Source organism: Haloarcula marina (assembly GCF_024218775.1).
Classification (GTDB): Archaea; Halobacteriota; Halobacteria; order Halobacteriales; family Haloarculaceae; genus Haloarcula; species Haloarcula marina.
Genome location: NZ_CP100404.1, coordinates 1,034,761 through 1,061,122, shown reverse-complemented (window position 1 = coordinate 1,061,122; position 26,362 = coordinate 1,034,761). Strand labels below are relative to the sequence as shown.

31 protein-coding genes are annotated in these 26,362 nt (G+C 66.0%); 11 read left to right on the top strand and 20 right to left on the bottom strand.

Annotated elements, in window-relative coordinates; all coding sequences use genetic code 11:
- Positions 1-38: 38 nt before the first annotated feature.
- From NJQ44_RS05515 to NJQ44_RS05495, 5 genes are all read right to left on the bottom strand, one after another.
- The gene (locus NJQ44_RS05515; protein WP_254273680.1) at positions 39-1,010 is read right to left on the bottom strand and encodes an ArsA family ATPase; all 972 of its coding nucleotides are present in this window, start codon (positions 1,008-1,010) and stop codon (positions 39-41) included.
- 1 nt (position 1,011) lies between these two features.
- On the bottom strand, positions 1,012-1,308 hold the full coding sequence (locus NJQ44_RS05510; protein ID WP_254273679.1) for a DUF7990 family protein: 297 nt from the start codon (positions 1,306-1,308) through the stop codon (positions 1,012-1,014).
- Positions 1,309-1,350: 42 nt separating this feature from the next.
- Positions 1,351-1,575, bottom strand: coding sequence for a hypothetical protein (locus NJQ44_RS05505; RefSeq protein ID WP_254273678.1), 225 nt, complete (start codon positions 1,573-1,575; stop codon positions 1,351-1,353).
- 77 nt (positions 1,576-1,652) lie between these two features.
- Positions 1,653-2,060: an SRPBCC family protein gene (locus NJQ44_RS05500; protein WP_254273677.1), complete on the bottom strand. Its 408-nt coding sequence runs from the start codon at positions 2,058-2,060 to the stop codon at positions 1,653-1,655.
- A 38-nt stretch (positions 2,061-2,098) separates the two neighbouring features.
- A complete protein-coding gene (locus NJQ44_RS05495) occupies positions 2,099-2,416 on the bottom strand; it encodes a hypothetical protein (RefSeq protein ID WP_254273676.1) in 318 nt (105 codons plus the stop codon).
- A gap of 114 nt (positions 2,417-2,530) precedes the next feature.
- On the opposite strand from NJQ44_RS05495, the gene NJQ44_RS05490 reads away from it, so the two are divergent.
- Entirely contained in the window at positions 2,531-2,710 is a 180-nt protein-coding gene (locus NJQ44_RS05490; protein ID WP_254273675.1) for a DUF8107 family protein, read from the top strand.
- On the opposite strand, the gene NJQ44_RS05485 is transcribed toward NJQ44_RS05490, so the two are convergent.
- On the bottom strand, positions 2,707-3,051 hold the full coding sequence (locus tag NJQ44_RS05485) for a cupin domain-containing protein (protein ID WP_254273674.1): 345 nt from the start codon (positions 3,049-3,051) through the stop codon (positions 2,707-2,709). The genes NJQ44_RS05490 and NJQ44_RS05485 overlap by 4 nt on opposite strands.
- Before the next feature lie 96 nt (positions 3,052-3,147).
- Here NJQ44_RS05485 and NJQ44_RS05480 point away from each other — a divergent pair, with 96 nt between their 5' ends.
- Positions 3,148-3,615: a DUF6677 family protein gene (locus tag NJQ44_RS05480; protein WP_254273673.1), complete on the top strand. Its 468-nt coding sequence runs from the start codon at positions 3,148-3,150 to the stop codon at positions 3,613-3,615.
- Here the strand turns inward: NJQ44_RS05480 and NJQ44_RS05475 are convergent.
- Positions 3,602-4,768: a 3-dehydroquinate synthase II gene (locus NJQ44_RS05475; protein WP_254273672.1), complete on the bottom strand. Its 1,167-nt coding sequence runs from the start codon at positions 4,766-4,768 to the stop codon at positions 3,602-3,604. The genes NJQ44_RS05480 and NJQ44_RS05475 overlap by 14 nt on opposite strands.
- A 217-nt stretch (positions 4,769-4,985) precedes the next feature.
- Between NJQ44_RS05475 and NJQ44_RS05470 the strand changes: the two genes are divergently transcribed.
- Positions 4,986-6,437 carry a P-loop NTPase gene (locus NJQ44_RS05470; RefSeq protein WP_254273671.1) on the top strand — a complete coding sequence of 484 codons (1,452 nt, stop codon included), beginning with the start codon at positions 4,986-4,988 and terminating at the stop codon, positions 6,435-6,437.
- On the opposite strand, the gene NJQ44_RS05465 is transcribed toward NJQ44_RS05470, so the two are convergent.
- Genes NJQ44_RS05465 through trpC form a run of 4 tightly spaced genes read right to left on the bottom strand, consistent with a single transcriptional unit; the run spans position 6,434 to position 10,147 of the window.
- Complete coding sequence (locus tag NJQ44_RS05465; protein ID WP_254273670.1) at positions 6,434-7,237, bottom strand: 2-amino-3,7-dideoxy-D-threo-hept-6-ulosonate synthase; 804 nt, start codon at positions 7,235-7,237, stop codon at positions 6,434-6,436. The genes NJQ44_RS05470 and NJQ44_RS05465 overlap by 4 nt on opposite strands.
- A gap of 26 nt (positions 7,238-7,263) precedes the next feature.
- A complete protein-coding gene (gene trpA / locus NJQ44_RS05460) occupies positions 7,264-8,094 on the bottom strand; it encodes a tryptophan synthase subunit alpha (protein WP_254273669.1) in 831 nt (276 codons plus the stop codon).
- Positions 8,094-9,353: a tryptophan synthase subunit beta gene (gene trpB, locus NJQ44_RS05455; protein ID WP_254273668.1), complete on the bottom strand. Its 1,260-nt coding sequence runs from the start codon at positions 9,351-9,353 to the stop codon at positions 8,094-8,096. The genes trpA and trpB overlap by 1 nt, the downstream gene beginning before the upstream one ends.
- Positions 9,350-10,147 (bottom strand): indole-3-glycerol phosphate synthase, encoded by a 798-nt coding sequence (trpC, locus tag NJQ44_RS05450; protein ID WP_254273667.1) that lies wholly within the window; start codon positions 10,145-10,147, stop codon positions 9,350-9,352. Before trpC ends, trpB begins: the two co-directional genes overlap by 4 nt.
- Positions 10,148-10,298: 151 nt before the next feature.
- On the opposite strand from trpC, the gene NJQ44_RS05445 reads away from it, so the two are divergent.
- Entirely contained in the window at positions 10,299-10,769 is a 471-nt protein-coding gene (locus NJQ44_RS05445; protein ID WP_254273666.1) for an MGMT family protein, read from the top strand.
- Here the strand turns inward: NJQ44_RS05445 and NJQ44_RS05440 are convergent.
- Positions 10,746-11,648 carry a CPBP family intramembrane glutamic endopeptidase gene (locus NJQ44_RS05440; RefSeq protein ID WP_254273665.1) on the bottom strand — a complete coding sequence of 301 codons (903 nt, stop codon included), beginning with the start codon at positions 11,646-11,648 and terminating at the stop codon, positions 10,746-10,748. The genes NJQ44_RS05445 and NJQ44_RS05440 overlap by 24 nt on opposite strands.
- A gap of 6 nt (positions 11,649-11,654) precedes the next feature.
- A complete protein-coding gene (lonB, locus tag NJQ44_RS05435) occupies positions 11,655-13,736 on the bottom strand; it encodes an ATP-dependent protease LonB (RefSeq protein ID WP_254273664.1) in 2,082 nt (693 codons plus the stop codon).
- A 170-nt stretch (positions 13,737-13,906) separates the two neighbouring features.
- Between lonB and NJQ44_RS05430 the strand changes: the two genes are divergently transcribed.
- Complete coding sequence (locus tag NJQ44_RS05430) at positions 13,907-14,473, top strand: nicotinamide-nucleotide adenylyltransferase (protein ID WP_254273663.1); 567 nt, start codon at positions 13,907-13,909, stop codon at positions 14,471-14,473.
- Positions 14,470-15,225 (top strand): SAM hydrolase/SAM-dependent halogenase family protein, encoded by a 756-nt coding sequence (locus tag NJQ44_RS05425; protein WP_254273662.1) that lies wholly within the window; start codon positions 14,470-14,472, stop codon positions 15,223-15,225. The genes NJQ44_RS05430 and NJQ44_RS05425 overlap by 4 nt, the downstream gene beginning before the upstream one ends.
- A 332-nt stretch (positions 15,226-15,557) precedes the next feature.
- Here NJQ44_RS05425 and NJQ44_RS05420 read toward each other — a convergent pair whose 3' ends face one another.
- Both NJQ44_RS05420 and thsA read right to left on the bottom strand, forming a co-directional pair.
- Positions 15,558-16,877, bottom strand: coding sequence for an APC family permease (locus NJQ44_RS05420; RefSeq protein WP_254273661.1), 1,320 nt, complete (start codon positions 16,875-16,877; stop codon positions 15,558-15,560).
- A 201-nt stretch (positions 16,878-17,078) separates the two neighbouring features.
- On the bottom strand, positions 17,079-18,638 hold the full coding sequence (gene thsA, locus NJQ44_RS05415; RefSeq protein ID WP_254274315.1) for a thermosome subunit alpha: 1,560 nt from the start codon (positions 18,636-18,638) through the stop codon (positions 17,079-17,081).
- A 198-nt stretch (positions 18,639-18,836) separates the two neighbouring features.
- On the opposite strand from thsA, the gene NJQ44_RS05410 reads away from it, so the two are divergent.
- Positions 18,837-19,646: an amidohydrolase family protein gene (locus tag NJQ44_RS05410; RefSeq protein ID WP_254273660.1), complete on the top strand. Its 810-nt coding sequence runs from the start codon at positions 18,837-18,839 to the stop codon at positions 19,644-19,646.
- 1 nt (position 19,647) lies between these two features.
- Here the strand turns inward: NJQ44_RS05410 and NJQ44_RS05405 are convergent, their stop codons facing one another.
- Both NJQ44_RS05405 and NJQ44_RS05400 read right to left on the bottom strand, forming a co-directional pair.
- Positions 19,648-20,550 (bottom strand): glycosyltransferase family 2 protein, encoded by a 903-nt coding sequence (locus tag NJQ44_RS05405; protein ID WP_254273659.1) that lies wholly within the window; start codon positions 20,548-20,550, stop codon positions 19,648-19,650.
- Positions 20,551-20,706: 156 nt separating this feature from the next.
- A complete protein-coding gene (locus NJQ44_RS05400; protein WP_254273658.1) occupies positions 20,707-21,411 on the bottom strand; it encodes a class I SAM-dependent methyltransferase in 705 nt (234 codons plus the stop codon).
- Between the two features lie 229 nt (positions 21,412-21,640).
- Between NJQ44_RS05400 and NJQ44_RS05395 the strand changes: the two genes are divergently transcribed.
- From NJQ44_RS05395 to NJQ44_RS05385, 3 genes are read left to right on the top strand one after another with little or no spacing between them, the layout of a single operon-like run.
- A complete protein-coding gene (locus NJQ44_RS05395) occupies positions 21,641-21,913 on the top strand; it encodes a winged helix-turn-helix domain-containing protein (protein ID WP_254273657.1) in 273 nt (90 codons plus the stop codon).
- A gap of 48 nt (positions 21,914-21,961) precedes the next feature.
- A complete protein-coding gene (locus tag NJQ44_RS05390; RefSeq protein WP_254273656.1) occupies positions 21,962-22,750 on the top strand; it encodes an MBL fold metallo-hydrolase in 789 nt (262 codons plus the stop codon).
- A 59-nt stretch (positions 22,751-22,809) separates the two neighbouring features.
- Positions 22,810-23,502 carry a YkgJ family cysteine cluster protein gene (locus NJQ44_RS05385; protein ID WP_254273655.1) on the top strand — a complete coding sequence of 231 codons (693 nt, stop codon included), beginning with the start codon at positions 22,810-22,812 and terminating at the stop codon, positions 23,500-23,502.
- Between the two features lie 3 nt (positions 23,503-23,505).
- On the opposite strand, the gene NJQ44_RS05380 is transcribed toward NJQ44_RS05385, so the two are convergent.
- Entirely contained in the window at positions 23,506-23,910 is a 405-nt protein-coding gene (locus NJQ44_RS05380; protein WP_254273654.1) for a TRAM domain-containing protein, read from the bottom strand.
- Between the two features lie 237 nt (positions 23,911-24,147).
- Between NJQ44_RS05380 and NJQ44_RS05375 the strand changes: the two genes are divergently transcribed.
- Positions 24,148-24,390, top strand: coding sequence for a DUF7123 family protein (locus NJQ44_RS05375; RefSeq protein ID WP_254273653.1), 243 nt, complete (start codon positions 24,148-24,150; stop codon positions 24,388-24,390).
- A gap of 87 nt (positions 24,391-24,477) precedes the next feature.
- Here NJQ44_RS05375 and NJQ44_RS05370 read toward each other — a convergent pair whose 3' ends face one another.
- On the bottom strand, positions 24,478-25,083 hold the full coding sequence (locus tag NJQ44_RS05370) for a winged helix-turn-helix transcriptional regulator (RefSeq protein ID WP_254273652.1): 606 nt from the start codon (positions 25,081-25,083) through the stop codon (positions 24,478-24,480).
- A 44-nt stretch (positions 25,084-25,127) separates the two neighbouring features.
- Entirely contained in the window at positions 25,128-26,297 is a 1,170-nt protein-coding gene (locus NJQ44_RS05365) for an SPFH domain-containing protein (protein WP_254273651.1), read from the bottom strand.
- Positions 26,298-26,362 lie beyond the last annotated feature (65 nt).

Here is a 26,362-nt window from a genome sequence, read left to right as displayed (position 1 = left end):
CTTAGCCGCGGCTACGCCGACGCCGGTCGCTCGTCGACTCAGGCCTGCGGCGGCGACGCCTCGGTATCGATGCCGAGTTCGTCGGTGACCTCCGAGAGCAGGTCGCCTTTCACCTCCGAGACGCGCTGTTCGATGACCGCGACGACCGGTTGCTCGAACTCCGTCCGGATGCGCTCGAGGCGCTGCTGTTCGGTCCGGTGGCGCTCTCGCAGATACGTCGCACCCTTCCCCGTCTCGTCGTCGTCCGGTTCCGGCGCGACTTTGTTGACGACGAGGCCGCCGACCGCCAACCCGGCCTCCGTCAGGTCGTCGAGCGCCCGGTGGGTCTCCTCGATGGAGAGTTCGTCCGGGTTCAACACGATGTAGAACGCCGCCTCCTCACGGAGCGTTCGCCCCGCGAACTCGAACATCTCCTTGCGCTCGGAGAGCCGATTGATGATGGGGTCGTCTCGCAGTTTCTGCCGGGCCTCCTTGTCGCCGATGGCGGCCTTCTCGAAGAGGTCGACGCTCTCCTTTCGCTTGGCGGTGAGACGGTCTATCCACGATTCGAGGAACTCCGGGAGCGCCAGCAGTCGGAGCGTCCCCCCGGTCGGCGAGGTGTCGAAGACGACGCGGTCGTACTCCTCGCTGTGTTTCATCACGTCGATAAAGCGGTCGAACATCGCCGCCTCGTAGGCCCCTGGCGTGCGGTGAGCCAACTCGATTTGGTTCTCTATCTCGTTGACGATGGACGGACTCACTTGGTCGGACATCGCCTGCTTTATCTCCAGCATGTGCCGCTGAACCTCCTCGTCCGGGTCCAGTTCCATCGCCCAGAGGTCGTCGTACCCCGCGACCGCTTTGGGGTCGTCGTCGAACTGCTGGTCGAACACGTCCGAGGTGCTGTGGGCCGGGTCCGTCGAGACGAGCAGCGTCTTCAGACCGTCCCGAGCGCACTTCACGCCGTACGCGCTGGAGACGGTGGTCTTGCCGACGCCGCCTTTCCCGCCGAAGAAGACGAACTTGTGCATGTTAGAAGTGGTACTGTTGGCCCTTGCGTTCTAGCAGCGACTCCCGGTCCCACATCCGCCGCTCCCACTGGACGAACTCGTCGGTCAGATACGGGAGCAGTTCGGCGGTGTAGTACGACACCGGACTGGGGATGCCGAACGCGTCGGCGAAACACGCGAACATGAACACGTCCGCCGTGTCCTCGGCTTCCTTCTCTATCTTCTCGAAGGATGGGTGCTCAATCATGCCGTGATAGAGGCCGTGCAACCACTCTTCGACGGTGTCGAGGTACGCGTCGATTTTCTCAGCCACGGTCATGTGTAATGGTAACTAGGGGGTCACAGATACGTATTCCGGCGGTCAGCACGCGCATCCGGTCGAGGTCGCGGACCGCTCGAACCGCATCTCGTCGCCGCAGGACGGACACTCGGGGGCCTCCTCGCCTTCGACTTCGATATCGCGGATGCGCTCGCCGCAGTCGTCACACCAGTACGCCCCCTTCGACGTCTCGTCGGTGACGGACCCGCGGTTGGCCGACTGCGTCGACGCCCGCAGAATCTCCTTGACTGTTGTCAGAACGCTCATAGCCGAATATCCCTCGTGTATCACATAAACGTTCATGCTGTTCTGCGCGGGCGGCACACGACCGCCGGTCCCCAGTTTCACACCTCGGCGGCGAGGCCGTCCAGCAACCGGTCGAGTTCGCCGCGCCGCTTCCACGCGGCGAGGCGGTCCGATAGCGCGGGGAGTGGGAGGCCGAGGCTGACGGTCGACCGGACCCGAACCTCGCTCCCGTGATTCTCGGCGGCGTAGGTGAGCGTCGTCTCCATGAACTCAAACGGTCCCCGCTGGCCGACCTGTCGATACTCGAAGCCGTCGTCGAGCGTCTGGAACGCGAACATCGCTTCGACCCCACCGCCGCGGGCGGTGACCCGCGTTCCCTCGTCCCCGGCCGTGGATTCGACCGTCGAAAACGTCCCTTCGTGTTCGAGAATGGCCGACGGTGAGAGCAGGCGGTCGAGTTCGGCGGGCGTCGCGTCGACGAAGCGTGTCCGTTCGACCGTGCGCATGGATAGGCCGTCACCGCCCCACCGGATAGTTCTACGGGCTACTGCGCCACGAGGGGGAGCGCCAACACCGCGACGGCGAGGAACCCGCCGACGAGGCCGTAGATGAGACGGCGGAACCGCGCCGCCGCCGGTATTTCGCCCCGCAGGCCCGGCCGCTCGGTCCAGACGTAGCGGTGGTAGGCGACAGCGGCCGTCCCCAGCGTCGCGACGGCCGCGGCGGCCAGCGACACCGGGAACGACGCGCCGAGTTCCATCACGTAGATGGGGCCGAACGAGAAACTGACGGCGAACCCGAGACCAGTCACGACGAGGAAGGGAACCGGGTCGACGGCGATTCCCTCGCAGTTCCGAAACATCGGTTACGGATAGGGCGCATGGACGTATGAAACACGCCGAAACCGGCGTATTTGACGCAAGTATTACGCAACCGGACCCGTACGGCTAAGGGCGCGCCGCGTCCACTGTCGCCTATGGCATCCGACGGAGACATCCGGGTCTTGCTCGTCCTCGACCTCCTGTTGTCGCTCGCGTTCAGCACCGTCGTCGTCTGGGGGCTGAGTTTCTTCGGCCTCGCGACGTTCACCGCGCGAACCGTCGGCGTCACGGCGTTCTTTCTCGCCGTGTTGACCTATCTGCTCGTCCTCCGCTAGCTGTCGAGCCAATCGGGGTTCGGACGCGGCGGACTGAACACGTCGATAGCCAGCAGTTCCGCCTCGCCGCGGTTCTCGGCGGCGTGAACTTCGTGACTCTCCAGTCGGTAGGACTCGCCAGGACCGACGGTGACCGCTTCGCCGTCGTCCAAGACGAAGGTCTGTTCGCCCTGATAGACGAACCCGACCTGCTCGTGGTGGTGACTGTGTTCGGGGACGCGCCCGCCGGGTTCGATTCGGAGGTGCTGGATGCTCATCTCCGAACCGGCGGCGAGTTGCGCGAGGTAGACGCCCGGTTCGACTTCGACTTCGTCCGCGTGAGTGTCTGACACGACATCCATGGTTCCAGAACGGGCGGGTCGTTCAAAACAGTACCTCCGGCCGCCGGATTCCGTCCTTCGGAAGATATAGGGGTTTGCGCGTTCGATTTTTTCAGTATGACTCAGACAGGGCGCAAGCGGCCGTGGCTGGCCGCAGTGCTCGCGTTCCTCTACCCGGGGTTGGGACACGTCTACCTGCGGGAGTGGTTACGGGCCATCCTCTGGTTCGGCCTCGTCGTCAGTACGACGACGCTACTGGTCGGCGAGAGCACGACAGCGCCGCTCAGCGACGGATTTTCTCTCGAAGGCGTTCTTGCCGTCTCGCAGAACATGCCCATCGAGGCGACAGCGGCACTGCTCGCGATTACCGCGCTGAGCATGGCCGACGCTTACTGGATGGCGACCCGCGGGAACACGGTGACCGAAGTGGTCGAAGGCATCAAGTGCCCGAACTGCGGGAAAGAACTCGACGAGGACATCGACTTCTGTCACTGGTGTACGGCGGAACTCGACCAGTACCAGACGCCGTCCGAACAGGAAGGAGAGCGACCGGAAACCGACGGCGACGACGCTACTTCTCGATGATGCTCTCTTCTATCTTCTCGCCGAAGTGCGTGGCCGTGTCCTCGTAGTGGACGAGAATCTCGTCGCCGACTTCGAGGTCGGTGACGGCCGTGCGGCCGTCGCGCGTGTGGACCTTGATGGTCTCGGCGTTCTGGAGGAGCGTCTCGATTCGGTCGCCGTCCTGGGTCTCGGCCTGCACGCGGAACATCGGGCGTTTCTCTATCTTCGCGCGGCCGACGATGGCCTCGCGGGTGTGGCCCTCGGCGTCAACTATCTGGACCTCGTCGCCCGACTGGAGTTCCGAGAGGTACTTCGTCCCGCCGTCGGGCGTGCGGACGTAGGCGTGGACCGCGCCGGCGTTGACTCTAAACGGCCGAGAGGCGACGTAGGGAGATTCGGCCGTCTCGGCGTGGACGAAAAAGAGGCCCCGCGCCATCGACCCGACGAGCATCCCCTCGTCGTGTTCCATCAGGTTGCCCGTGTCGATGCAGACGCGGTCGGCCGACCCCGTCTGTTCGATAGCGGTGACCTCGGCGTACTCCAGTTCGACCTGTTCGCGGCCGACTTCGTCGCGGACCTCGACGGTCTTGCGAATCTCGTCCACGTCGTCGCTGTCGAGTAAGACGCCGTCCGCGCCGCGTTCGAGCGTCTCGTAGGCCGTCCGGGCGTCCTGGGCGGAAGTGACGCCAGCGATGAGGTGCGTCTCGTCGCCGACGCGGGCGATGAGGTTCTCTAAGGGGATTATCTGCCAGTTCTCGCTGACGACCATCGTGTAGTCGGCCTCCGTGGCGACGGCCTCGGCGAACGCCTCGTAGTCCTCGTCGAAGATGCGGACGTAGCCACCGTCGGGGGCCGACCCGTTCTGTCGGAGCGCAGAGAGGTCCGCAGACCCGGAGAAATCCGACGGGAGGTCGACGGTACCGTCGCCCTCGCCGTCCTTGCCGACGATGGTCGCGTCGGCCTCGGACTCGTCCGCTTCGGCGTCCATCACGTGAACGTCGCCGTTCGAGAAGGCGGCGACGTTGACCGCGCCGAGGTCCTTCACTCGCTCTACGTCGGATTCGTCGACCAGTACCCAGTCGACGCCGGCCTCGAGTCCGGCCGTGATGCGCCGTTTTCGCGTCTCCCAGTCGCCGACCTCGTCGTCGGCTTTGAGCCACACGGTTCGTGTCATAAACCCACGTCCGCGACGGTGGGGCTTGAACGTGGCGGAACCCGAAACCGACCCCGGAACACGATTCGGGATGTTGCCGTCTGTCAGCCACCCGAACCGGCCTCGGCCGACTCGGAACACGAGGAACAATTGTTATCATCAGTGAAATTGTAGCCAACATACTTATCAGTGAGACTTACAAAAATTTCAATTGATACGTACCAAGTGGGAGCTAAGGATGAACGAAACTCACGTCTACACGGTGGCTGGTGCGAAGGGAGGAGTGGGCAAGACGACGACCAGTATCAACCTCGGCGCGTCGCTCGCGGCCGCGGGCTACTCGACCGTCGTCGTCGAACTCGACCTCGCGATGGCGAACCTCGTTGATTTCCTGGACGTAGACATCGACGTCAGCGAGGCGGCAACGCTTCACGACGTTCTCGCCGGGACCACCGACCTCGATACTGCGACCTACGAGACCGACCCCGGTTTCGCCGTCGTCCCGAGTGGTACTGACCTCGGTGGCTACGCCGCGACCGACCTGGAGCGGCTTCCGGACGCCGTCGAGACGCTCCGGTGGCGCTACGATGTCGTCCTACTGGACACGCCTGCCGGACTCAGCGAGGAGACGGTGCGGCCGCTCCAGTTGGCAGACGAAGCCCTCCTCGTCTCGACACCGCGAGTCGCCTCGATTCGCAACGTTCAGAACACGATGGAACTCGCCGACCGCGTCGACACGCCCATCCGCGGCCTCGTCCTGACGAAGTCCGGCACTGGTTCTTCGCCCGGTGCGGACCGCATCGCGGCGTTCCTCGACGTGGAACTGCTCGGCCACGTCCCCGAGGACGAGGCCGTCCCGCACTCACAGGACAAGGGCCTGCCGGTCGTCTCGAACGCCCCACGCAGCGGCGCGGCCATCGCGTACCGGAAAATCGGGCGCGCGCTGGTCGACCTCGACCCGACGGAAGTCGAACGCGTCGACGAGTCGGTGGCTCGTTCTCCCGCCGAACCGAACGGCCCCGACCGGAACCCTTCGGGCGGGCCGGAACGACCCGCTACCGCCCGCCACGGTACCACGGACGGCGGGCGCGTCATCGAACCCCAGGCTGTGGTGGGCGGCGAAGGCGCGGCTGCCGAGAGAGATGAAGATGACGACACACCGGCAGACGAGTACGCGACGGCGGATGCGGGGGACCACACCAGCACCGAGAGCGAGACGGAAGCGCCGGAAGGAACCGACGCCGAAACCGACGCACCTCCCGTCGGCGTGTCGGACGGCGACGAGTCACGGCCTATCGTCGGCCCACGCCGTCCCGAGTCCGATGGACACGAAGAAGCCGATGGAGTTGTCAACGACGAGGGCGCGGAGGGCTACGATAGCGACGTGACGGCCGGCGAGGGCGCTCCCGAACGGGCCGGTGACGACGACCGAGCAGACAACGATGACACCGTCGTCGACGAGACGACGGACGACAACGCGTCAGAATCGACCGATGCGGATCTCATCGTACCGGATACTGAGTCGAGTGACTCCACCGAAGACGGTGCCGACTCCGGGTCCGACGGTGAAGCGATCGGTCCCGAGACGGAACCGGAGCAAAGAGAGAACGAGATATCCGGTGTGACCGCGAGCGCCGAAACCGGCGGTCGGTCGGTCACCGAGCGAGTGCGGTCGCTGTTCGGGTTTTAGGCCTCGACGGCCAACTCGGCGTCGCGGAGCGCCTCCGCGGCCTCGGCGTCGTCGTGGACGACGCTGGCGACGGCGCGGGTAATCTTCTCTGGGTCCTCGTGCTGGAAGATAGAGCGGCCCATCGAGACGCCGGCGGCCCCGGCGTCGACGGCCCCGCGGACCATATCGAGCGTCTCCTCGTCGGTGCCTTTCGCGCCACCCGCGATGACCACCGGGAGCGACGTGGACTCGACGACGTGCTGGAAGCTCTCGGCGTCGCCGGTGTAGCCCGTCTTTACCACGTCGGACCCGAGTTCCTCGGCGAGTCGGACAGCGTGGCCGACGTACTGGTTGTAGTCGTCGGCTTCGGGGTCGATGTCCGGGCCGCGGGCGTAGGCCATCGCCAGCACCGGCATCCCGTACCGCTTGGCTTCGGTCGTCAGTTCGGAGAGTGCGGCTATCTGTTCGCGTTCGTACGTGCTGCCGACGTTGATATGGAAAGAGACGGCGTCGGCACCGACGCGAATCGCGTCCTCGACGGTGCCAGTAGTCCGCTTGTCGTTCTCGTCGGGGCCGATGGTCGTCGACCCGTTGAGGTGGGCGATGTAGCCCGCGCCGTTCTTGTTCGGGTGGACGCGGTCGGCGACGCCGCGTTGGGTGAGGACGGCGTCGGCCCCGCCGCGCGTAATCGCGTCGACGGTCCCTTCGAGGTCTTTGAGGCCCGTTACGGCCCCCATGGTGATTCCGTGGTCCATCGGGACGATGACGTACTGCCCGTCTGTCCCGATGCGGTCGAGTCGTGCGCGTGTCCCTGTGTTCATGATATGCGAGAGTGTGGCAAGAACGATTATGTGCGTTCCGGTTGCGGCCGCTCCTGCGCCCCGCGGAGCGCCCCTTCCTTGAGTTCGCGGGCCAGCGATTCGAGGCGGTCGGCCGTCGCCTCGGTCGGGTCGCCGTTCGCCTCGCCTTCGGCGACGATGTCGACCAGCGCGGACCCGACGATGATGCCGTCGGCCCCCGCGGCGACGATTTCCGCGGCGTGGTCACCGGTCTTGATGCCGAACCCGACGGCCTTCGGCACGTCCCAGTCGGAGAGTCGCGCCAGCGACGCTTCGGTGGCGTCGTCCACGTCGTCGCGTGCGCCGGTGACGCCCAACCGGGCCTGCACGTAGACGTAGCCGGACACCTGCTCCATCATGCGTTCGAGGCGGTCCCCCCGCGTCGTCGGCGCGACGATGAACACGAGGTCCAGTCCGAACTCGTCGCAGGCCTCGCGGAGCGGTCCGGCCTCCTCGGCGGGCAGGTCCGGGACGACGAACCCCTCGATGCCAACTTCGGCGGCCTTCTCGACGAACGGCCGGGGACCTTCCTCGTCACCGTACTGGTAGATGAGGTTGTAGTAGGTCATGCAGACGAGCGGCACGTCCACGTCGAGGTCTCCGACGAACTCGAAGAACCGTCCGGGAGTCATCCCCGACTCCAGCGACCGAACGATGGCGTCTTGAATCGTCTTCCCCTCGGCGATGGGTTCCGAGAAGGGCAGGCCGAGTTCGATGACGTCGGCCCCGCCCGCGGCGAGCGCTTCGACGTATTCGAGCGAGTCCTCGTAGTTCGGGTCGCCAGCGGCCAGGTACGGTACGAACGCCGGTTCGTCGGCGAAGGCGCGTTCGAGGCCCATCAGAGGCCACCCCCGACGCGGTTGAGGATAGACATGTCCGGCGCGATGTCGAGGTCCCGCTTGCTCGTCTCCTCGATGACCGTCTCTAAGTCTTTGTCGCCGCGACCGGAGACGTTCACGACGACGATGTCTCCCAGTTCGTCGTGGTTTTCTTCGAGATAGCCAAAGGCGTGCGCGGTTTCGAGCGCCGGGATGACGCCCTCGTCCTGCGAGAGACGGTGGAACGCTTCGAGCGCCACCTCGTCGTCGACGTTGACCGGCGTCACGCGGCCCTCGTCGACGAGGTGGGCCAGTTCCGGACCGACGCCCGCGTAGTCGAGTCCCGCCGAAACGGAGTGGGACTCCATAATCTGCCCGTCCGAGTCCTGCAGGAGTTTCGTCCGCGCACCGTGGAGAACGCCCTCGTTCCCGGTCGAGAGCGTCGCCGAGTTGGGGGCGACGCCCTGTTCTTCGTCGACGGTGAGCGAGGACCCTCCAGCCTCGACGGCCACGAGGGCCACGCTCTCGTCGTCGACGAACTCGGCGAACGCGCCCATCGTGTTCGACCCGCCGCCAGCGCAGGCGACGACCGAATCGGGCAGGCCGCCCGTCTTCTCGATGGCCTGTTCGCGGGCCTCTTCGGAGATGACCGCCTGAAAGTCCCGGACCATCTTCGGGAACGGGTGCGGGCCGACGACGCTCCCGATTACGTAGTGGGTGTTCTCGACGGTGGTCGCCCAGTCGCGCATCGTCTCCGAGATGGCCTCTTTCAGGGTGCCGCGACCGACGGTGACGGGGTTGACCTCGGCCCCGTTGATGCGCATCCGGAAGACGTTGGGTCGCTGTCGGGCGATGTCCGTCTCGCCCATGTATATCTCACAGGGCATATCGAGGTGGGCGGCGGCCATCGCCGTCGCGGTGCCGTGCTGACCGGCCCCCGTCTCGGCGATGATGCGCTCTTTGCCCATGTACTTCGCCAGCAGGACCTGTCCGAGCGCATTGTTGAGTTTGTGCGCGCCGCCGTGGAGCAGGTCCTCGCGCTTCAGATACACCTCGGTGTCGTAGCGCTCGGAGAGTTGCTCGGCGTACTGGAGCGGCGTCGGTCGGCCGCCGAAGTCCGCCAGTCGCTCCCGGAAGTCGTCCATGAAGCCGTCCTCGTTGTGCAGTACGTACCGCTCGTAGGCGTCTGTCAGCTCTTCGATGGCTGGCATCAGCGCCTCGGGAACGTACTGTCCGCCGTACTCGCCGAACTTGGGGTCGTGTGCGTCGTCAGTGCTCATGTCTGTGTCTCGCGTTCTGCGTCCGTCAGTCGCCGCGTGTTCTCGGTCACGTCGGAGTCGCCACCGTGGTCCATGATGGCCGACCCGACGAGCAGTGCGTCCGCACCGGCCGCGCGCATCGCCGCGACATCGTCCGGTGTGCCTATGCCGCTTTCCGCAATGAGCGTGACGCTCTCGGGGGCCGCTGCCGCCGCGGCGGGGAACGTATCCAGGTCCACCTCCAACTTCGCCAAGTCGCGGTTGTTCACCCCGACGATGTCGGCACCGGCGTCGACCGCTCGCTCGACTTCGTCGGCCGTGTGGGCCTCCACGAGCACCTGAAAGCCGCGTTCACGGGCCGCCGCCAACAGGTCCGAGAGTTCGTCGGTCCCCTCCTCGTCCAGAAACCGGACGATGAGGAGTATCACGTCGGCCTCGACCACGTCGAGTTGGGCCTCGTGGAGGACGAAGTCCTTGCGGAGGACCGGCACGTCGACGGCCGCGCGGACCCGTTCGAGCGTCTCCGCCGACCCGCCGAAATGCTCGGGTTCGGTCAGCACCGAGAGGGCCGCCGCTCCGCCTGCGACCATCTGCTCGGCGAGTTCGACGGGGTCGTCCGTCCGCTCGCCGTCGGCCGTCGGACTGGTCGGTTTCACCTCCGCGACGACGGGCACGCGCCCGTCCGCTTCCGCTCGTTCGAACGCCTCCGGCAGTGACCGGGCGTCGACGGACACCCGCTCGCCCCCGCCGCCGCGCTCGCGCGCCGCCGCGAGTATCGACTCGACTGCCGGAGCCATCCCCGATTCGGTTTCCATTACCGAACACTAACGTACAGAAGTGTACATAAGGCTTGCGCAGTAGCGCGGTGCACCCCGCCCGCCACCCGTCGGCGTATCGTCTCGCGATTCGGGCCACGGCCCGCCTGACTGGCGAACGTTCAAGGCGCTGCCCGTCCAGAGTGGGGGTATGAGCGCTGGGCCCGCAGAGGCAGGCATCTACGCACGCGAGTCGGCGTATCTCGACCGATTCGTCCAGTTCGGCGAGGCCGGTGACAGGGTTATCTCGGTGTCGTTCCCGGCACAACCAGAAACCGATAGTTCCGACGACCACCCGCTGTTGGACCGAATCGAGCGCTACCTCAACGGGGCCAAAGACGAGTTCGAGGACGTGACCGTCGGCCTCACCGTCCCGACCGACCAGCGAACGGTCCTCGAAGCCGTCCGGGAGATTCCGTACGGCCGAGACGCCACCGTCGAGGAAGTTACGCAGATGACCGCCGGTCTGAGCGCGACCGAACAGGAGGACCTGACGGCCGTCCGCGAGGCGCTGGCCGCGAACCCCGTTCCCCTGCTCATTCCGGACCACCGCGTCCGCGACGGTCCGAGCGCCGTGCCGCCGCCGGTCGAACAGAAGTTACGAGCCGTCGAAGGACTCTGAGCCGTCCGTTGTTGCTCGGTTGTCGGCCGAACCGAATCGTCCCACGCCCAGCCCTTCGTGGACGACTAGTTCCAGCGCATTCACCAGGTAGTGTGCGACGACCACGGCGAGGAGGCTGTTCGTGAGGACGAACAGCACCGCGAGGGCCGCGCCGAGGACGCCGGTGACGACGATACCGACCCGTCCTTGCGCCCCGTGGCCGAGCGCGAACGCCGCCGACGAGACGACGACCATGAGGGCTGGCGGCGCGCCCAGTCCCGCGACGGGGACACCGACGGCCGCCGCGCGAAAGAGCAGTTCCTCGACGACAGCGATGGTCGGCAGGACGAGGCCGAGGAGGACGACCCACCCGCCGACGGAGTCGGGTGCGAGCATCTCCCTGAGGGACTCGTCGAAGGTGATACCGAACCCGTCGGCGAGAACCGCGGCCGCCTCGTTCCCGACCCAGAAGCCGACGCCAGCGGCGAGGCCGACACCCAGCGCAGGCAGGCCCGTCGAGAACGGCGCGTTCGTGACGCCGAACGCCGACGCCGGGATAGCGAAGTAAACCGCCCCGGCGACGAGCAAGACGCCGAACAGGCCCTGTGTGAGCGCGACGTTGACCAGCAACGCGCCCGTCGAAAGCGAGTCGGGCGTCAGTTGCGCTTCGAGGTGTCGTCGCTGGCGGGCCGCCGCTGCCGTCTCGAACCGCGGATACGTCGGGTCGGTGGGGCCGCCGGAAGTGGCGCGGCGTAACTGGTCGCCCGTGGCGGTGAGGCCGCCACTGGCCGTAGAACTCGATTCGGAACCGGAGAGCGCCTGCTGTGAGAGTCGTGCGAGCGCGAGCAGCGCGGTCAAAAGGAGGCCCGTCAGGCCGACGAAGGCGGCCCACTCGGGCATCGGTCGTTACTGCGGACTGGGACTGCCGCTTCCCTGTCGGCCGACCTCGTGTTCGAGCGCCTTGCCCGTGATGGACTTGAGGCGGTCGACCAGCGAGTCCTTCTCGGGTTCGCCCGCGAGGGCGACTTCCAGCACTTCGGAGATGTGGGAGACGGGGATTATCTCTATCATGTCCTCGTACTCCTCTTCTATCATCACGTCCTGCGTGTTCGCTTCGGGGATGATGACCGTGTCCAGTCCCGCTTTCGCGGCGGCCTCTATCTTGTGCGTGACGCCGCCGACCGGGAGCACGTCGCCGCGGACCGAGAGCGACCCGGTCATGGCGATGTTCTGCTCGACCGGCACGTCCTCCAGCGCGGAGATGACCGCGGTGGCGACGGTGATGGAGGCGGAGTCGCCGTCGACGCCGCCCTCACCCGCCTGCACGAACTGGATGTGGACGTCCTTCTCGGAGATGTCCTCGTCGCTGAACTTCTTGATGATGGCCGAGACGTTCTGGACCGCCTCCTCGGCCATCTCCTGGAGTTGGCCGGTGGCGATGACCTGTCCCGGACCCTGCGAGGGCGTGACTTCGGCCATCACCGGGAGGACGATACCGCTGTCCTCACCCATGACCGCGAGGCCGTTGACGCGGCCGACCACGTCGCCCGCGTTGACGGTGAGTTCGTAGTCCTTGCGGCGCTCGATGTAGTTGTCCGCGAGCTGTTGCTCGATGGAGCGCGAGCGGCGCTTGGCCTGCAGCACGTCCTTGCGCTCGGTGAACTCGCGGTCCTCCGAGCGGGCGATGTCGCCCGCGACGCGGACCAGACCGCCGAGGTTCCGGAATTCCAGCGTAAGGTGGCCCTTCCGGCCGGCGCGACGCCGGGCTTCGAGAACGACTTCCTCGACGGCCGCCTCGGTGAAGTGGGGTAGCCGTCCGTCGTTCTCGACCTCTTGGGCGACGAACCGGGCGTACTTCCGGCGCATCTCGGGGGCGTCCTCGATGGTGTCGTCCATGTACACCTCGTAGCCGTACCCCTTGATACGGGAGCGCAGCGCGGGGTGCATGTTCTCCATCGCGTCGAGGTTCCCCGCCGCGATCATGATGAAGTCACAGGGGACGGGTTCGGTCTGGACCATCGCGCCCGAGGAGCGCTCGGACTGGCCCGTAATCGAGAACTCGCCCTCCTGAATCGCCGTCATCAGTTTCTGCTGGCTGCGGATGTCCAGCGTGTTGATTTCGTCGACGAACAGGACGCCCTTGTTGGCCTTGTGAATCGCGCCCGCTTCGACGCGGTCGTGGCTGGGCGTCTCCATCCCGCCGGACTGGAACGGGTCGTGCCGAACGTCGCCGAGCAGCGCACCGGCGTGCGCGCCCGTCGCGTCCTCGAACGGAGCCGTCTTCTGGTTGGCGTTGTTGAGGAGCAGGTTCGGAATCATCGCGTCGCTGCCGCGGGAACCGTAGCGGAAGGCGAGGTAGATGACACCGGCCGCGAGGATGCCCAGCAGAATCTGCTGGACGATTATCAGCGAGTACCCGATGACGATGGCGATGATGATCCACATCAGGAAGGTCCGCATCTGGTTGCGCTTGCGGGCCTCCTCCTTGTGAGCTTCGACGATTTGCTCGCCCTTCCCGCCGGGGACGGTCCGAACCTTCGGTTCGTTCCCGTCGTCGGGGTTGTGGTAGACGAGTACGTCCTGTAGTTCCTCACGCGGGAGGAGTTGGCTCATCGCCTTCGCGAGCATCGACTTCCCCGTCCCGGGGGAGCCGATCATCATCACGTGACGGCGCTGTTTGGCCGCCTTCTTGATGACGTCGCGTGCGTGGTCTTGCCCGATGACTTGGTCCACCAATCGTTCGGGCACCTCAATCTCCGCGGTCGAGTCGATGTCGAGGCCGCCGAGGAGGTTCTCCTCGTCGTCTTGGAGGCTGGACTCGCCCTCCACCTCGACGTCGCTGCCGAGAGTCGTATCGGACGAAGCACCGTCGCCGGTCGCCGACTCGTCGGCCGGAGGCGACGCCTGCTCGTCGGCCTGGTGGCCGTCGTTGGCGTGGTCCTCCGGGCCGGCTTCGGGGGCCCCGTCAGTGTCGGTGTTGTCGCTCATACAAACGTTGCTAACACTCTGTTGGAAGGACTGTCGACTGATATACTTTCTCCCCGCGTCCGTCCTTGCCACACCCCCGTAATCGCCCGACTGCGTCGGGGTAAGCGGTTCCGAACCACAGTCGCCGTCCCGTCGTCGGGTTTATCAAACCACCAATCGCACAGTCGAGTATGCGCGGGTTCTACATCGGCCGGTTCCAGCCGTACCACGACGGCCACCACGCGATGGTCGAACGCATCGCCAAGGAGGTGGACGAGTTGGTGCTGGGTATCGGCAGCGCCGACGACTCACACACCACGCACGACCCCTTCACCGCCGGCGAGCGAATCATGATGATTACGAAGGCCGTCGCGGGCTTCGACCTGCCCACGTACGTCGTCCCCCTAGAGGACATCAACCGCAACGCCGTCTGGGTGAGCCACGTCGAGAGCATGTGTCCTGACTTCGACCTCGCCTACTCGAACAACCCGCTCGTCGTCCGCCTCTTCGAGGAGAGCGGCATCGAGGTGCGTCAGTCGCCGATGTTCGAACGGGACCGATTGGAGGGCAGCGAGATACGCGAGCGGATGATTCACGACGAGTCGTGGCGCGACCGCGTGCCCGACCCCGTCGTCGAGACTATCGAGGAGATAAACGGCGTCAAGCGGCTTCAGCACGTCTCCGACTCGGATTCGCTGGACCGTTACACCGCCGAAAACGAAGCGCTCGACGAACCGGATATCGGCGACGAGGAATGATTACGCTCGCCTCCGACTTCGGGTCGCCGTACCCGGCGGCGATGAAGGGCGTCATCTGCCAGCGGAGCGACGCCCGCATCGAAGATATCGCCCACGACTTCCCGCGCCAAGACGTGCGAACGGCGGCGTTCTGGTTGACCCAAACCCTCCCGTACTTTCCGCCCGCAGTCCACTGCGTCGTGGTCGACCCCGGCGTCGGAACCGGCCGAGATGCGGTAGTCGTGCGTGCGGGCGACCACGCGCTGGTCGGCCCCGACAACGGCGTCCTCCTCCCGGTGGCCCGCGAACTCGCCGACGAGTTCGAGGCGTTCACGTGGGCGTACGACGACCCCGCCAGCACCACGTTCCACGGCCGAGACGTGTTCGCGCCCGCGGCGGCGACGGTCCACGACGCGGGCGTAGACGCCGTCGAATCGCTCGATGCGACCGCCCCGACGACCGAGTTCGTCGACCTCCGCTTTCCCGACCCGACCGTTACCGACGACCGCGCCGTCGGCGAAGTCCTCGTCGTCGACGACTTCGGGAACGCCGTGACGAACATCCCCGGCGACGCGGTGACCGACGCCGTCGGCGGGTCCGTCCTCGTGAACGGCGAGTCGGTGCCGGTCCGGCAGGCGTACGCGACGCTCGACCACGGCCAGCGACTCGTCACCGTCGGCAGTCACGGTAACGTCGAACTCGCGGTGAACCGGGGCCGCGGCGACGACGCGTTCGGCGTCGGCGTCGGCGACAGCGTGACGGTGGCGTGGTGACACCGAGGTTTTAGGTCGTCCGAAAAACCGACACGTTTTTATTCTTTAGGTACACCTAAACGATTGCATGAGGACTCCCTCGGTCCGGTGGCCGACGAGCGGTCGCCCGGCGGACGACGAGACGACTGTCACTGGCCGAGCCGTCACTTTCCCGACGACAGCGGAGGTGAGCGTCCCGGCGACTCAATAATCTCCCCCCTTCGACCCTCGCGGCGACGACGGCCGTGGGCATGGCTGGTCGGTCCGTGTGGACCGACGCCGTCGCCGCACCACGAGTCCCAGCTCGTGTCTGTCCCCCTTCTTCGCGATTTCGCAGTCCGTGACCGCACCGTTCAGAGCTTCGTCTCTATCTGTGCGACACCGTCCTCGATGGAGTCGCGCTCGAAGTAGAGCAGTTCCAACCCGACGACGACGGCCGTGAGGAGTACCACCGTCTCGAAGACGGCCGGTTGCTTCGTCGCGAGGTGCCACAGGAGAATCGGACCGAACGCCGCCGTCCCGAGAACTCCGCAGGCGGGCCAGACGGCCGACACCTCCTCGTGGTCGCGCTGTGTGAACGCGAGCCAACTCATCGTCCCGAAGACGACGAGGAAGGCGAGCGACCCGAACGACGTGATGCCCTCCAGACTGCCGACGGCCGCGAACGCCGCGGCCCCGAAACCGAGGACGACGACGGTCCGTTGGGGCGCGCCGTCGGAGTCCGAGTCACCGAGTTGATCCGGCACCAACCCATCCGAGAGTAACCGCTTAGTGAAGTGCGCGGCCGAGAACAGCGTCCCGTTGATGGCGCTCCCCGTCGAGAACAGCGCGGCGACGGCGACGAACGTGAACCCGATTTCTCCGAGAAACGGTTCGACGGCCTGCGCGACGGCGATTTCGGGATGCGCTTGGATGGTCTGTCGCTCCGCCAAGTTGACCACCAGAATCGCCACGAGGCTGTCGATGATGATTGCCCCGACGATGGAGACGTATATCGCCCGCGGGATGGTCTTGCTGGCGTCCTTGATGCTCTCGTAGTCGTAGACCAGCAACTGCCACCCCTGAAACGAGACGAACGAGATGGCCGTCGCGGTCACCAGCCCGATACTGGCCGCTCGGGAGAATCCGAGCGTGAGCGTGTACTCCGGCGACTGCCACCCGAAGTACAGTCCGGCGACGCTGACCCCGCCGAGGATGAGTATCTTCAGCGCGACGAGCACCTCCTCGGAGGTCCCTGTCGCCCGCGCGCCGACGACGTTCAACAGCACGAATAGGCCGACGGCGGCGATAGAGGCCACCGGCCGAATCGGAACGCCGAGACCGAGGTCGGGAACCAACCGCACGGCGAACTCCCCGAACGCGAAGGCGTACATCGCGATAGCGCCGACGTAGCCGAAGAGGAGCGTCCACCCGACCATCCCGGCCAATGTCCCGTTCCCGAGGAACTGCTCTATCTGCGTTACCGACCCGCCGTTCTGGTCGCTGATGCGATTGAGCGCGATGTAGGAGTACGCCGCGCACATCGAGACGAGGCTCGCAGCGGTGAAGGCCATCCACGCCGCCGGACCCGCGACGCCGACGACGACGCCCAACACCGAGAAAACGCCACCGCCGATCATCCCGCCGAGGCCGATTGCGGCCGCGCCGGGCAGTCCGAGTTTGTCTCCGCTCATGTCGCCGTTTTGATTCGTCGTCGGGCCTTCTATACCCTGTGCTTGCACCTTAACTGTGACCGCCCACTGCGACTGAAAGCGGAACGGGACTGCGAAAATTGGTAGTTCGGCGGTCGTCCGGCGTCCGCGGTCGAAATCGACCTCGTTAGCTCGATTCGAGATTTCGTCGGCTTAGACCCTCTGGCCGAGACCCTCGGGTGTTTAACTAGACGAGATGACGTCGTCGATGCGGACGATCATCGTCGCGGCTTCGGTCGCCGAGTCGATGGCCTCGCGCTTGACCGCGGCGGGGTCGAGGATGCCGTGCTCGACGGGGTCGCCGACGACGCCCGTCTGGCCCTCGCTGATGACGCCAGCGATGCCCTCACTCTCGTGCTCGGCCCGCAGGTCGACGAGCGCGTCGATGGCGTCAAGTCCGGTGTTCTCGGCGAGCGTGCGCGGCAGCACGTCGACGGCGTCCGCGAAGGCCTCGACGGCCAACTGCTTGCGGCCCTCGATGGACGCGGCCGTCGAGCGGATGTGGTCGGCGATGGAGATTTCGGTCGCGCCAGCGCCGGGGACGACGCCGCCCGCGTCGAGCGCGGCGACGACGACGTCCAGCGCGTCGTTGAGCGCGCGCTCGATTTCGTCGACGACGTGGTCGGTCGAGCCACGGGCGAAGACGGTGACGGACTCGGCGGCCGCACCGCCCTGGATGAACGTCACTTCCTCGTCACCGTGCTTCTGGACGCTGATGCTGTCGACGTGTCCCAGTGCGTCCTCGTCGAGCGCCTCGACGGAGCCGAGTCGCTTCGCGCCGGTCGTCTCGACCACGTCCTTCGCCGTCGAGGAACTGACGCTGTCGATGGCGATGACGCCCGCCTTCGCGAGTTGGGAGGCGACGCGGTCGGCGACGTCGTCGGTGACGAAGACGACGTCGACGTCAGCGTCGACGATGGCCTCGGCGTAGCCGCGGAGTTCCTGTTCCTCGGCGTCGAGCGCGGCGTTGAGTTGGTCGACGTTCGTGACGTTGTAAGCGGCGTCGACGTTGCTCTCGCGCACGTCGAGTTCGGTGTCGAGGACCGCCACGGAGGCGTCCTCGGCGGAGCGGGGCATGTTGTCGTGGACGGGGGTGTCGTCGATGATGACGCCCTCGACCAGTTCCGTCGCGGAGGTGGCCGCGCCGGTCTGCGTGTGAATCTCGATGTTGTCCCGACGGACGCCGTTATCCGACTTGGCGTGGCGGACCGCTTCGACGACGACTTCCGCGAGGCGGTGCGCGTCGACGTCACCGGTGCCCTTCCCGGTCATGGAGGACTCGGCGACTTCGACGAGCGTCTCGTCGTCGAGGTCGACGTCGAGCACTTGCTCGTCGATGGCCTCTTGGGCGAGTTGGGAGGCGGTGTGGTAGCCCTCGACGATGGTCGTCGGGTGAACGTCGTCGTCCAGCAGGTCCTCCGCCTTCGCGAGCAGTTGACCCGCCAGCACGGACGCCGTGGTCGTCCCGTCGCCGACTTCGTCCTCCTGGGTCTGGGCGACTTCGACGATCATCTGCGCGGCCGGGTGCTCGATGTCCATCTCCGAGAGGATGGTCGCGCCGTCGTTCGTGATGACGACGTCACCGCTGTCGGAGACGAGCATCTTGTCCATGCCACGGGGGCCGAGCGTGGTGCGTACCGCTTCGCTGACGGCCTTCCCGGCGGAGATGTTCGACGACTGTGCGTCCTTGCCGTGTGTGCGCTGGGCGTCCTCGTCGAGAATGAAGAGGGGCTGGCCGCCCATGCGTCGCTGGCCAGATGACATATTGTGTAGCCTCACCTATTTCATCGTAAGCGGTTCTATATAAGCTTTTCTAACAGTGTAGCGACCCCTATCCCCGGGACCCGCAGACGCCGCCCCGGTGGCGCGCACTGGCGGCGGACGTGCGCGCTCCGTAACGCCCGGATGATTTAATACAGGGTTCCACTCAAGGTGGGATAGATGCTGGAGTTGGAACACGAGTTCCGAATCGTCGACATCCACGCCCGGGTCGAACCCGACGAAACCCGACGGCCGCGGGCGGGAATAGGCGACCCGGAGCAACTCGAACGGGAGATGCATCAGGCAGGGGTCGTCCGCTCCGTCGTCTATCCGGGACCGCGCGAGGACGGCTATCTGAAGGCGAACAACGCCGTCGCCCGGATGTCCGTCGGTCGCCCGCTGGTCGCGTTCGCCCGCGTCAACGGCTCTCGGGACGTGACGACCGGGCCGAGCATTCGCCTGCGCAACCTCACCGGCCGCCGGAGCGACGACCACACCTCGCCCGGCGACATCGAGAAGTACGCCTACGACGACCGCTTCTACGGCTTCAAACTCCATCCGCCGAAAGACGGCCTTCCGGACGAGGAAGTCTTGGAAGAACTGGCCGACGTGTCGCTCCCGGTCATCGTCCACGGCGGTGCGGACTGTTCGCCGAAGAAAGTCGCCAACGAACTGCTCCCCTACGACTTCCCGGTGATCCTCTCGCACTTCGGCGGCCACCCGCTCCGGAAGGAATTGATGAACGACGCCATCGACCGACTGGACGACCACGACCACCTGTATCTGGACACGAGCGTGGTCCGCTATCGAGAACCGCTCGAACGGGCCATCAGGGAGCACCCCGACCGGGTATTGTTCGGGAGCGGCGCGCCCCACGCCCACCCGAACGTGGCGGTCATGGAGATACTCACACTAGACGTGTCCGAGGACGCGATGAAGAAGGTGTTCTCGAACAACCCGGGCCGCGTAGTCGAGGAACTCGCGCCGTGAGTCAGCGCCAGTCGTAGACGGCCACGGCCCGGTCGGCCCGCTGCGAGCGCCCGTTCGGGTTGCGCTGTTCGCTCCGGTCGCGGTAGCGGGCGAGGACGCCGTCTTTCACGCCGATGCCCGCGCCCTTGAGGACGTTCTCTCCGGTTCCGAGCCACTGCGAGGGGGCCGTCTCGCCGCGCGCGACGTCTTTCAGTGTCTCCAGCGCGTCCCGACCCGCGTGGCTCACGACGCGTCGGGCGACCGTTGGACGCACCCCGTAGTTCTTGACGAGTCGGTACGTCAGCGACCGGTACTTCCAGTTCCAGTCCGTCTCGCGGATGCCGCCGTCGGCCTCGAACTCGCGGCTGACGCACATCCCCGTGTTCCACCCGACCCGGTCGCCGCGCGCGGCGAGTCGGTGGGCCACGTCGCGGGACCCGCCGATTTCGAGGTACTCGTCGAAGCCGTCCAACGCGTCGAGCGTCCCGCGGTGGAAGGCGACGTTACCGGGGTTGAAGTACGTCACCTCCCGACCGCCGATGGTCCGCGTCTCCTTCGACTCGGTGGTCATGCCCGCGACGAGTTGCTCGTGTGTCGGTCCCGTCACCGCGGCGGCCTCCGCTAAGCCCGCACGGACGGCGTCGGCCCACCCTGCCTCGACAGAGAGACCTTGACTCACCAGCGCCACCACGTCGCCCGTCGCGCGGTCCAGTCCGGCGTTCCGAGCGACGTTGACCGAGCGGTCCGCGATTTCGACCAGCACGTCCACGTCCGGCCGGTCGCGAATCATGCCCGTCGTCCCGTCGGCGGAGGGGCCGTTGACGACGATGGTCTCCGCGTCGGGGGCCTCCTCGGCGAGTGCGTCCAGACTACCGGCCAGTTCCTCGCGGCCGTTCAATGTCGGGACTACCACCGAGAGCTCCATACGTCTCGATTCTACTCCGGAACCGCTTAAAAGTCGCGGGCGAACGGGGCCACGTGCGCACGTCACATGCGACTGGGGAGCGTCAGTGACCGAATCGCAATAGACCGGGAGCGACCCAGAATTGAATCGGGAACCGGGCGCTCGCGACTCGCGCAGTCAGACGTGCGTGTTCCAGTAGGACACCGACGCGAGTTTCGTTCCCAGCGGCGTCCCGCCGATAGCCGTGTCGATAGAGCGGAACGAGGCCGCCAGTTCGTTCGGAATCTTGCGGTAGAAGCCGTAGGGGAGGATCCAGTCGTGGGACTCCGTCGAGAGTTCGAGTCCCGCGCCGTCCAGTAGGCGGTCGATTTCCCACCGGGAGTAGAGCCGCGACCCCATCGGGAGCGCCCAGTTGTACAGCGACCGAGTGGAGAATCGGTTGAAGGTGTCGAAGAACACCTGTTCCTTCGAGACCCGGCGCATCTCGGCGAGGAAGGCCGCCGGAGTGTCGGCGAGGTGGAAAAACCGCATCGCCATCACGGTGTCGAAGTGGTCGTCCGGGAACGGGAGGCGGGCGGCGTCGCCGCGCATGAACTCCACGTGGTCGGCGACGCCCGCGGCCTGCGCCTTTTGTCGGCCCTGCTGGAGCATCGGCCCGGAGATGTCGAGGCCGGTGATGTCCGCGCCGCGTTCTGCGAGCATCACGGTGAATCGACCGGTCCCGCAGGCGACTTCGAGGACCCTCTTCTCGTCGACGGGGCCGATAGCGTCAAGTACCGCCTGCTTCTCCCGGCGGTCGATGAGGCGGCCGCCGCGGGAGAACCGCTTGGCTTCGTACTCTTCGGCCACCGTGTCGGCCTGGTACCACTCCTGCCCTTTCACGCTACAACTCTCCCCGCCGGGGGGATAAAACGATACTGGAATCGTGGCTCCGCGCGGCCGTGACGGCCACGCGAGGGCGCGGTCGAACGGGTCGCGCCGCCTCGGGACTGGTCGTCTGACAGCCCCGACGGTCAGTTGTATAAGGATACATTAAACACATCTAAGAATCGGTATTGTTTGGTCATACATATAGCCAAGTTTTACCCGTAGCGTTGGACCATCGGTCAGTATGAGCACCACTACCACCGAGGACGTAGCCGTTTCCCCCTTCGCCGAAGACGAGTTCCGCGAGCGCCTCCGCGAACTCCCGCCGAGCGCGAAACTCGTCGCGAAGGTTCTGGAAGACGACTCCCCGCTCTCACAGGGGCAACTCGCCGAATCCTCGCTGCTCCCGGACCGGACGGTCCGGTACGCGCTGAACCGCCTCGAAGAGTCCGGCCTCGTAGGCTCCCGGTACAGTTTCACGGACGCCCGCAAGCAGGTCTACTTCCTCACCGCGTAGTCCCGCCCGCCGCTGGAGTTTTGCCCGTCACCCGCGAGAACTCATTCGATGACATGGACCCGGGTGGACGTACCGGTAGCGACCCGCGCACCGACCGGCGAGACGGCCGCGTACCTCTCTTCGGGGCCGGACGCGCTCCTCGTCGACCCGGCGGCCCGAACCGACGGATTGGACCGCGCCGTCGCCGAGCGGTCGGTCGGCCACGTCGCCGTCACGCACCACCATCCCGACCACGTCGGGGCCGTCGCCCGCTACGCCGACGAGACGGACGCGACGGTGTGGGCGCGGCGCGGTCGCGCCGACGCGTTCGAGGCGGCAACCGGTATCCGGCCCGACCGAACCTTCGCCGACGGGACGACGATTCCCGCCGCGGACGGCGTCACCGTCCTCGATTTGCCCGGCCACGCGCCCGAACACGTCGGCTTCGTCACGGAGAGCGGCGTCGTGAGCGGTGACGTGGCCGTCGCCGAGGGGAGCGTCGTCGTCGGCGCGCCGGAAGGCGACTTGCGAGCGTATCTCACGTCGCTCCGTCGCCTCTACGTACGGAATCCACCGCAACTGCTCCCCGGGCACGGCCCGACCGTCGACGACCCGCGAGCGACCTGCCAACGACTCATCGGGCATCGCTTGCGCCGCGAGCGTCGGGTCCGAGAAGCGGTAGCGACGGGCGCACGGACCGCCGACGAAGTGCTCGACGCGGCCTACGAGAAGGACCTCGACGGCGTGCGTGACCTCGCGCGCGCCACCGTCGTCGCCCATCTGGAGAAACTCGCCGTCGAGGACGCGATTGCATGGGACGGTCGGCGGGCGCGACCGAGCGCCGAGGCCGGGGGATAACCGGACGTGGACCGACCCGCCGTCGCGCCCTTTTTCACCGCCGAGGCCGACGAGTACGTATGGAGTCGCTCGAAGCCGAACTCGACCGCGCCCGCGACCTCGACGAGGCCGAACTGGCCGACGCCGTCGAGTCCATCGGCTTCGAGTGTACGCGCTGTGGGGCCTGCTGTAAGGCCGGTGAGGCGGCCTGTGACGACGGGGGTGCTGCTTCCGAGACGGACCCGGAACCCCACACAGCGACTGTGTTCCCCGACGAGATTCGGGCGTTACAGGCCGAGGGGTACGATTTCCGCGACGTGGCCCGCCCGATGCCGTACGGCATCGAACAGACACCGGACGGGCCGCGGGGCGAGACCTTCGAGTGGGCGCTCCAGACCGACGACTGCGGCGACTGCACGTTCTACACCGAGGACGACGACGGCGTCGGGGCGTGTTCGGTCCACGGCGACCGGCCGCTCATCTGTCGGACCTACCCGTTCAGCGTCGCCCTCGGCGGGACGAGTCAACCGATGGGCGAAGCGGTTGATACGGACGGGATAGTCCGCGCCCACGAGTGCGAAGGTCTCGGTCGCGACATCTCCCGCGAAGACGCCGAAGAACTGGCCGCGGCGCTGAAAGAGCGAGCGGTTCGGGAACTGGAAGAGGCAATCGCCGTCCGAGAGAACTACCGGCCGACGGACGGTGACGGCGTCGTCGTCCACGACTCGGAAGGGCAAAAGCGGCCCGACGGGACGCGACTACAGAGAGACTGAGACTCAGACGCTTTCGTCGAGTATCTCGCCGACCGCGAAGTTGGACTTGACCTCGGTCACCTCGATTTTCACCCGCTCCCCGATGTCCGCGCCGGGGACGATGATGACGTAGCCGCGTTCGACGCGGGCGATGCCGTCGCCCTGCTTACCGATGTCCTCGATTTCGACGTACCGGACTTCACCGGGTTCGACGGGCGGTTGCGGTTGGTCTGGCGGGGTCTCCACCTCCTCGTCGTCGGTGGCCGTCCCGTCCTCACCCGCCGCAGAGATGAGCGCGACGCGATACGTGCCGCCAGATTCGACCGCCCCGGTCTCGACTTCGCGACGCGGCACTTCGACGACGTAGCGGTCGCCGTCGTCGCTTACCTCAGCACTGAACAGACACAGGAGTTCGTCCGAGATTTCCAATGTAGTAGACCTCCGTTCGCCGTAATGTCGTTCCACTACTAAAGAACTGCCGGACGGTCAAACCGGCCGTTGACGCACGCCCGAGGCCTGTTTCCTGCACGTACCAAGCGACGGGGCAGACGGACAACTACCACCGCTGTCGACACCGGCCGCCGACCGAAACCGCAAGACAGCGGCGCGTTAACCGACTGTACCAAACTCACTAAGGGTATCTCGCCGAAAGGAACGGGTGTAGCAATGAGCGCGACTGCACAGGCGGCCGATGGCCCACTCTCGGAGAAACAGCGGCGAATCTTGGAGTACCTGCAAACGAACGCGGACGACCAGACGTACTTCAAATCCCGCCTCATCGGCGACGAACTGGGCCTCTCGGCAAAGGAAGTGGGGACGAACATGAGCGCAATCGCCGACGGCGACCACGGCATCCACGTCGAGAAGTGGGGGTACTCCTCCTCGACGACGTGGATGGTCGACGCCTGAGCGGCCCCGTCGAAGGCCGGTTCCGACTCGCCCGGTTGCACCACACGGCGAGTCAGATTTTCCCGTTCTCCCACCGCCGAGCGACGGTTACGGGTCGTACCGGAACAGCGACGACGCCTCGTTGGCGAGTTCCGCGGCCTCGTCGCCGAACGAGTCGGCGTAGCGAATCAGGAGCGTCAACACCGTCTCCGGTTCGGCGACGGCGTAGCCGTCGTCACGCGAGAGCAGGTCCGCCGATTCGAGGTCCCCCGCGTAGTTGCTGATGGTCGGCCGCGAGACGCCCAGTGTCGTCGCCAGTTCCGAGGCGGTCACCGTCGGGTCTCGGAGGAGCGTCACCAGCATTCCACGCGGCGTCTTCCGACGGAGGTAGCCGAGCGTGACTTGCTCGAACTCGGAGAACTGGCCCGCCGGAAAGTACCGGCGGTAGTCGCCGTCCTTCCGCGAGGCGACGACGCCGTCGTTTTCGAGGCGGTGGAGGTGGTGTTGGGCCTCGCCGGTCCCGAGTTGCAGGTCGTCGCGGAGTTTCGAAAAGTGGGTGCCGGGGTGGGCGGAGACGTACCCGGCGATGGCGTCGGGAGCGTCGCTGTCGCTCCCGTCGTCGGTGAATCGCACGAAGGGGCTGGCAGCGCCGAGAGCGGCGAAGCGGCGCAACGTGGCGCGCTTGTCCTCGTCGACGTCACCAGTTTTCGTCATATCTTTCGGAAGGAGATTCCCCTACAAAACGTCTTCGGCTACGCTTATTGGTCCTCGGCGGTGTCGGATTCCTCCGGCCCGCCAGCGATGTCGGTCTGTCCGCCGTCGATTTCGGCGTCCATCTGTTCGATGACCTCGTCGGCGCTGTCGACGCCGGAGTCCTCGCCGTGTTTTATCTTCTGTGCCTCCTGTTCCATCGCTTCCACGTCGACTTCCGCTTCCTCGTCTATCTGGCCGAGAATCTCCTCGATGTCGTCCAGTCCGAGCATCTCGCGAGTCTCCTCGTCGAAGTCCAGGCCGTCCAGCACGTGGCCGTTCTCCTTGATGTCGGACCCGGTGAGGTGCTTGCCGTAGCGGCCGACCAGCGAGGTGAGTTCCTGCGGGAGGATGAACGTCGTCGACTCGGACCCGCCGATTTCGGCGAGCGTCTCCATCCCCTTGTCGATGACGGCGCGTTCGCCCATCGACTCGGCGGACTTCGCGCGCAGGACCGTCGAGATGGCGTCACCCTGCGCTTCGAGAATCTGACTCTGCTTCTCACCCTGTGCGCGGATGATGTTGGACTGCTTGTCACCTTCCGCCGTCTCGATGGCGGAGCGGCGTTCACCCTGCGCCTCCAGAATCATGGCGCGGCGTTTCCGCTCTGCGGAGGTCTGTTGCTCCATGGCCTGCTGAACGTCTTTCGAGGGGTTGACCTCGCGGACCTCGACGCTCTCGACGCGGACACCCCACTCGTCGGTGGGTTCGTCGAGTTCCTTCCGGATGCGGGCGTTTATCTCCTGTCGCTTGTTGAGCGTGTCGTCGAGTTCCATGTCGCCCAGGACGGCGCGGAGGGTGGTCTGGGCGAGGTTGGAGACGGCACGTTCGTAGTTGTCGACTTCGAGGAACGCCTTCTTCGGGTCCATCACCTTGATGTAGACGACGGCGTCGGCGGTGACCGGCGAGTTGTCGCGGGTGATGGCTTCCTGTCGGGGCACGTCGAGCGTCTGCGTACGCATGTCGAACCGTGTCACGTCGGAGACGAACGGGTAGATGAAGTGAATCCCCTGGTCGAGGATACCGCGGTACGTCCCGAGGACGGTGTAGGCCCCCTTCTGATACGGGCGGATGATTACGACGCTGGAATACACCAGCGCGATAGCGAGGAGGAGGAAAATCACCGTGACGAAGCCGATGATACCTCCGATTTGCAGCGGTGCTAGCGCGGGGAACATAACGATTGAAGCTCAGGGTCGCTGAAAGAAAAGCCTTCGGTGCGTCTGTCACATACTGACGTATC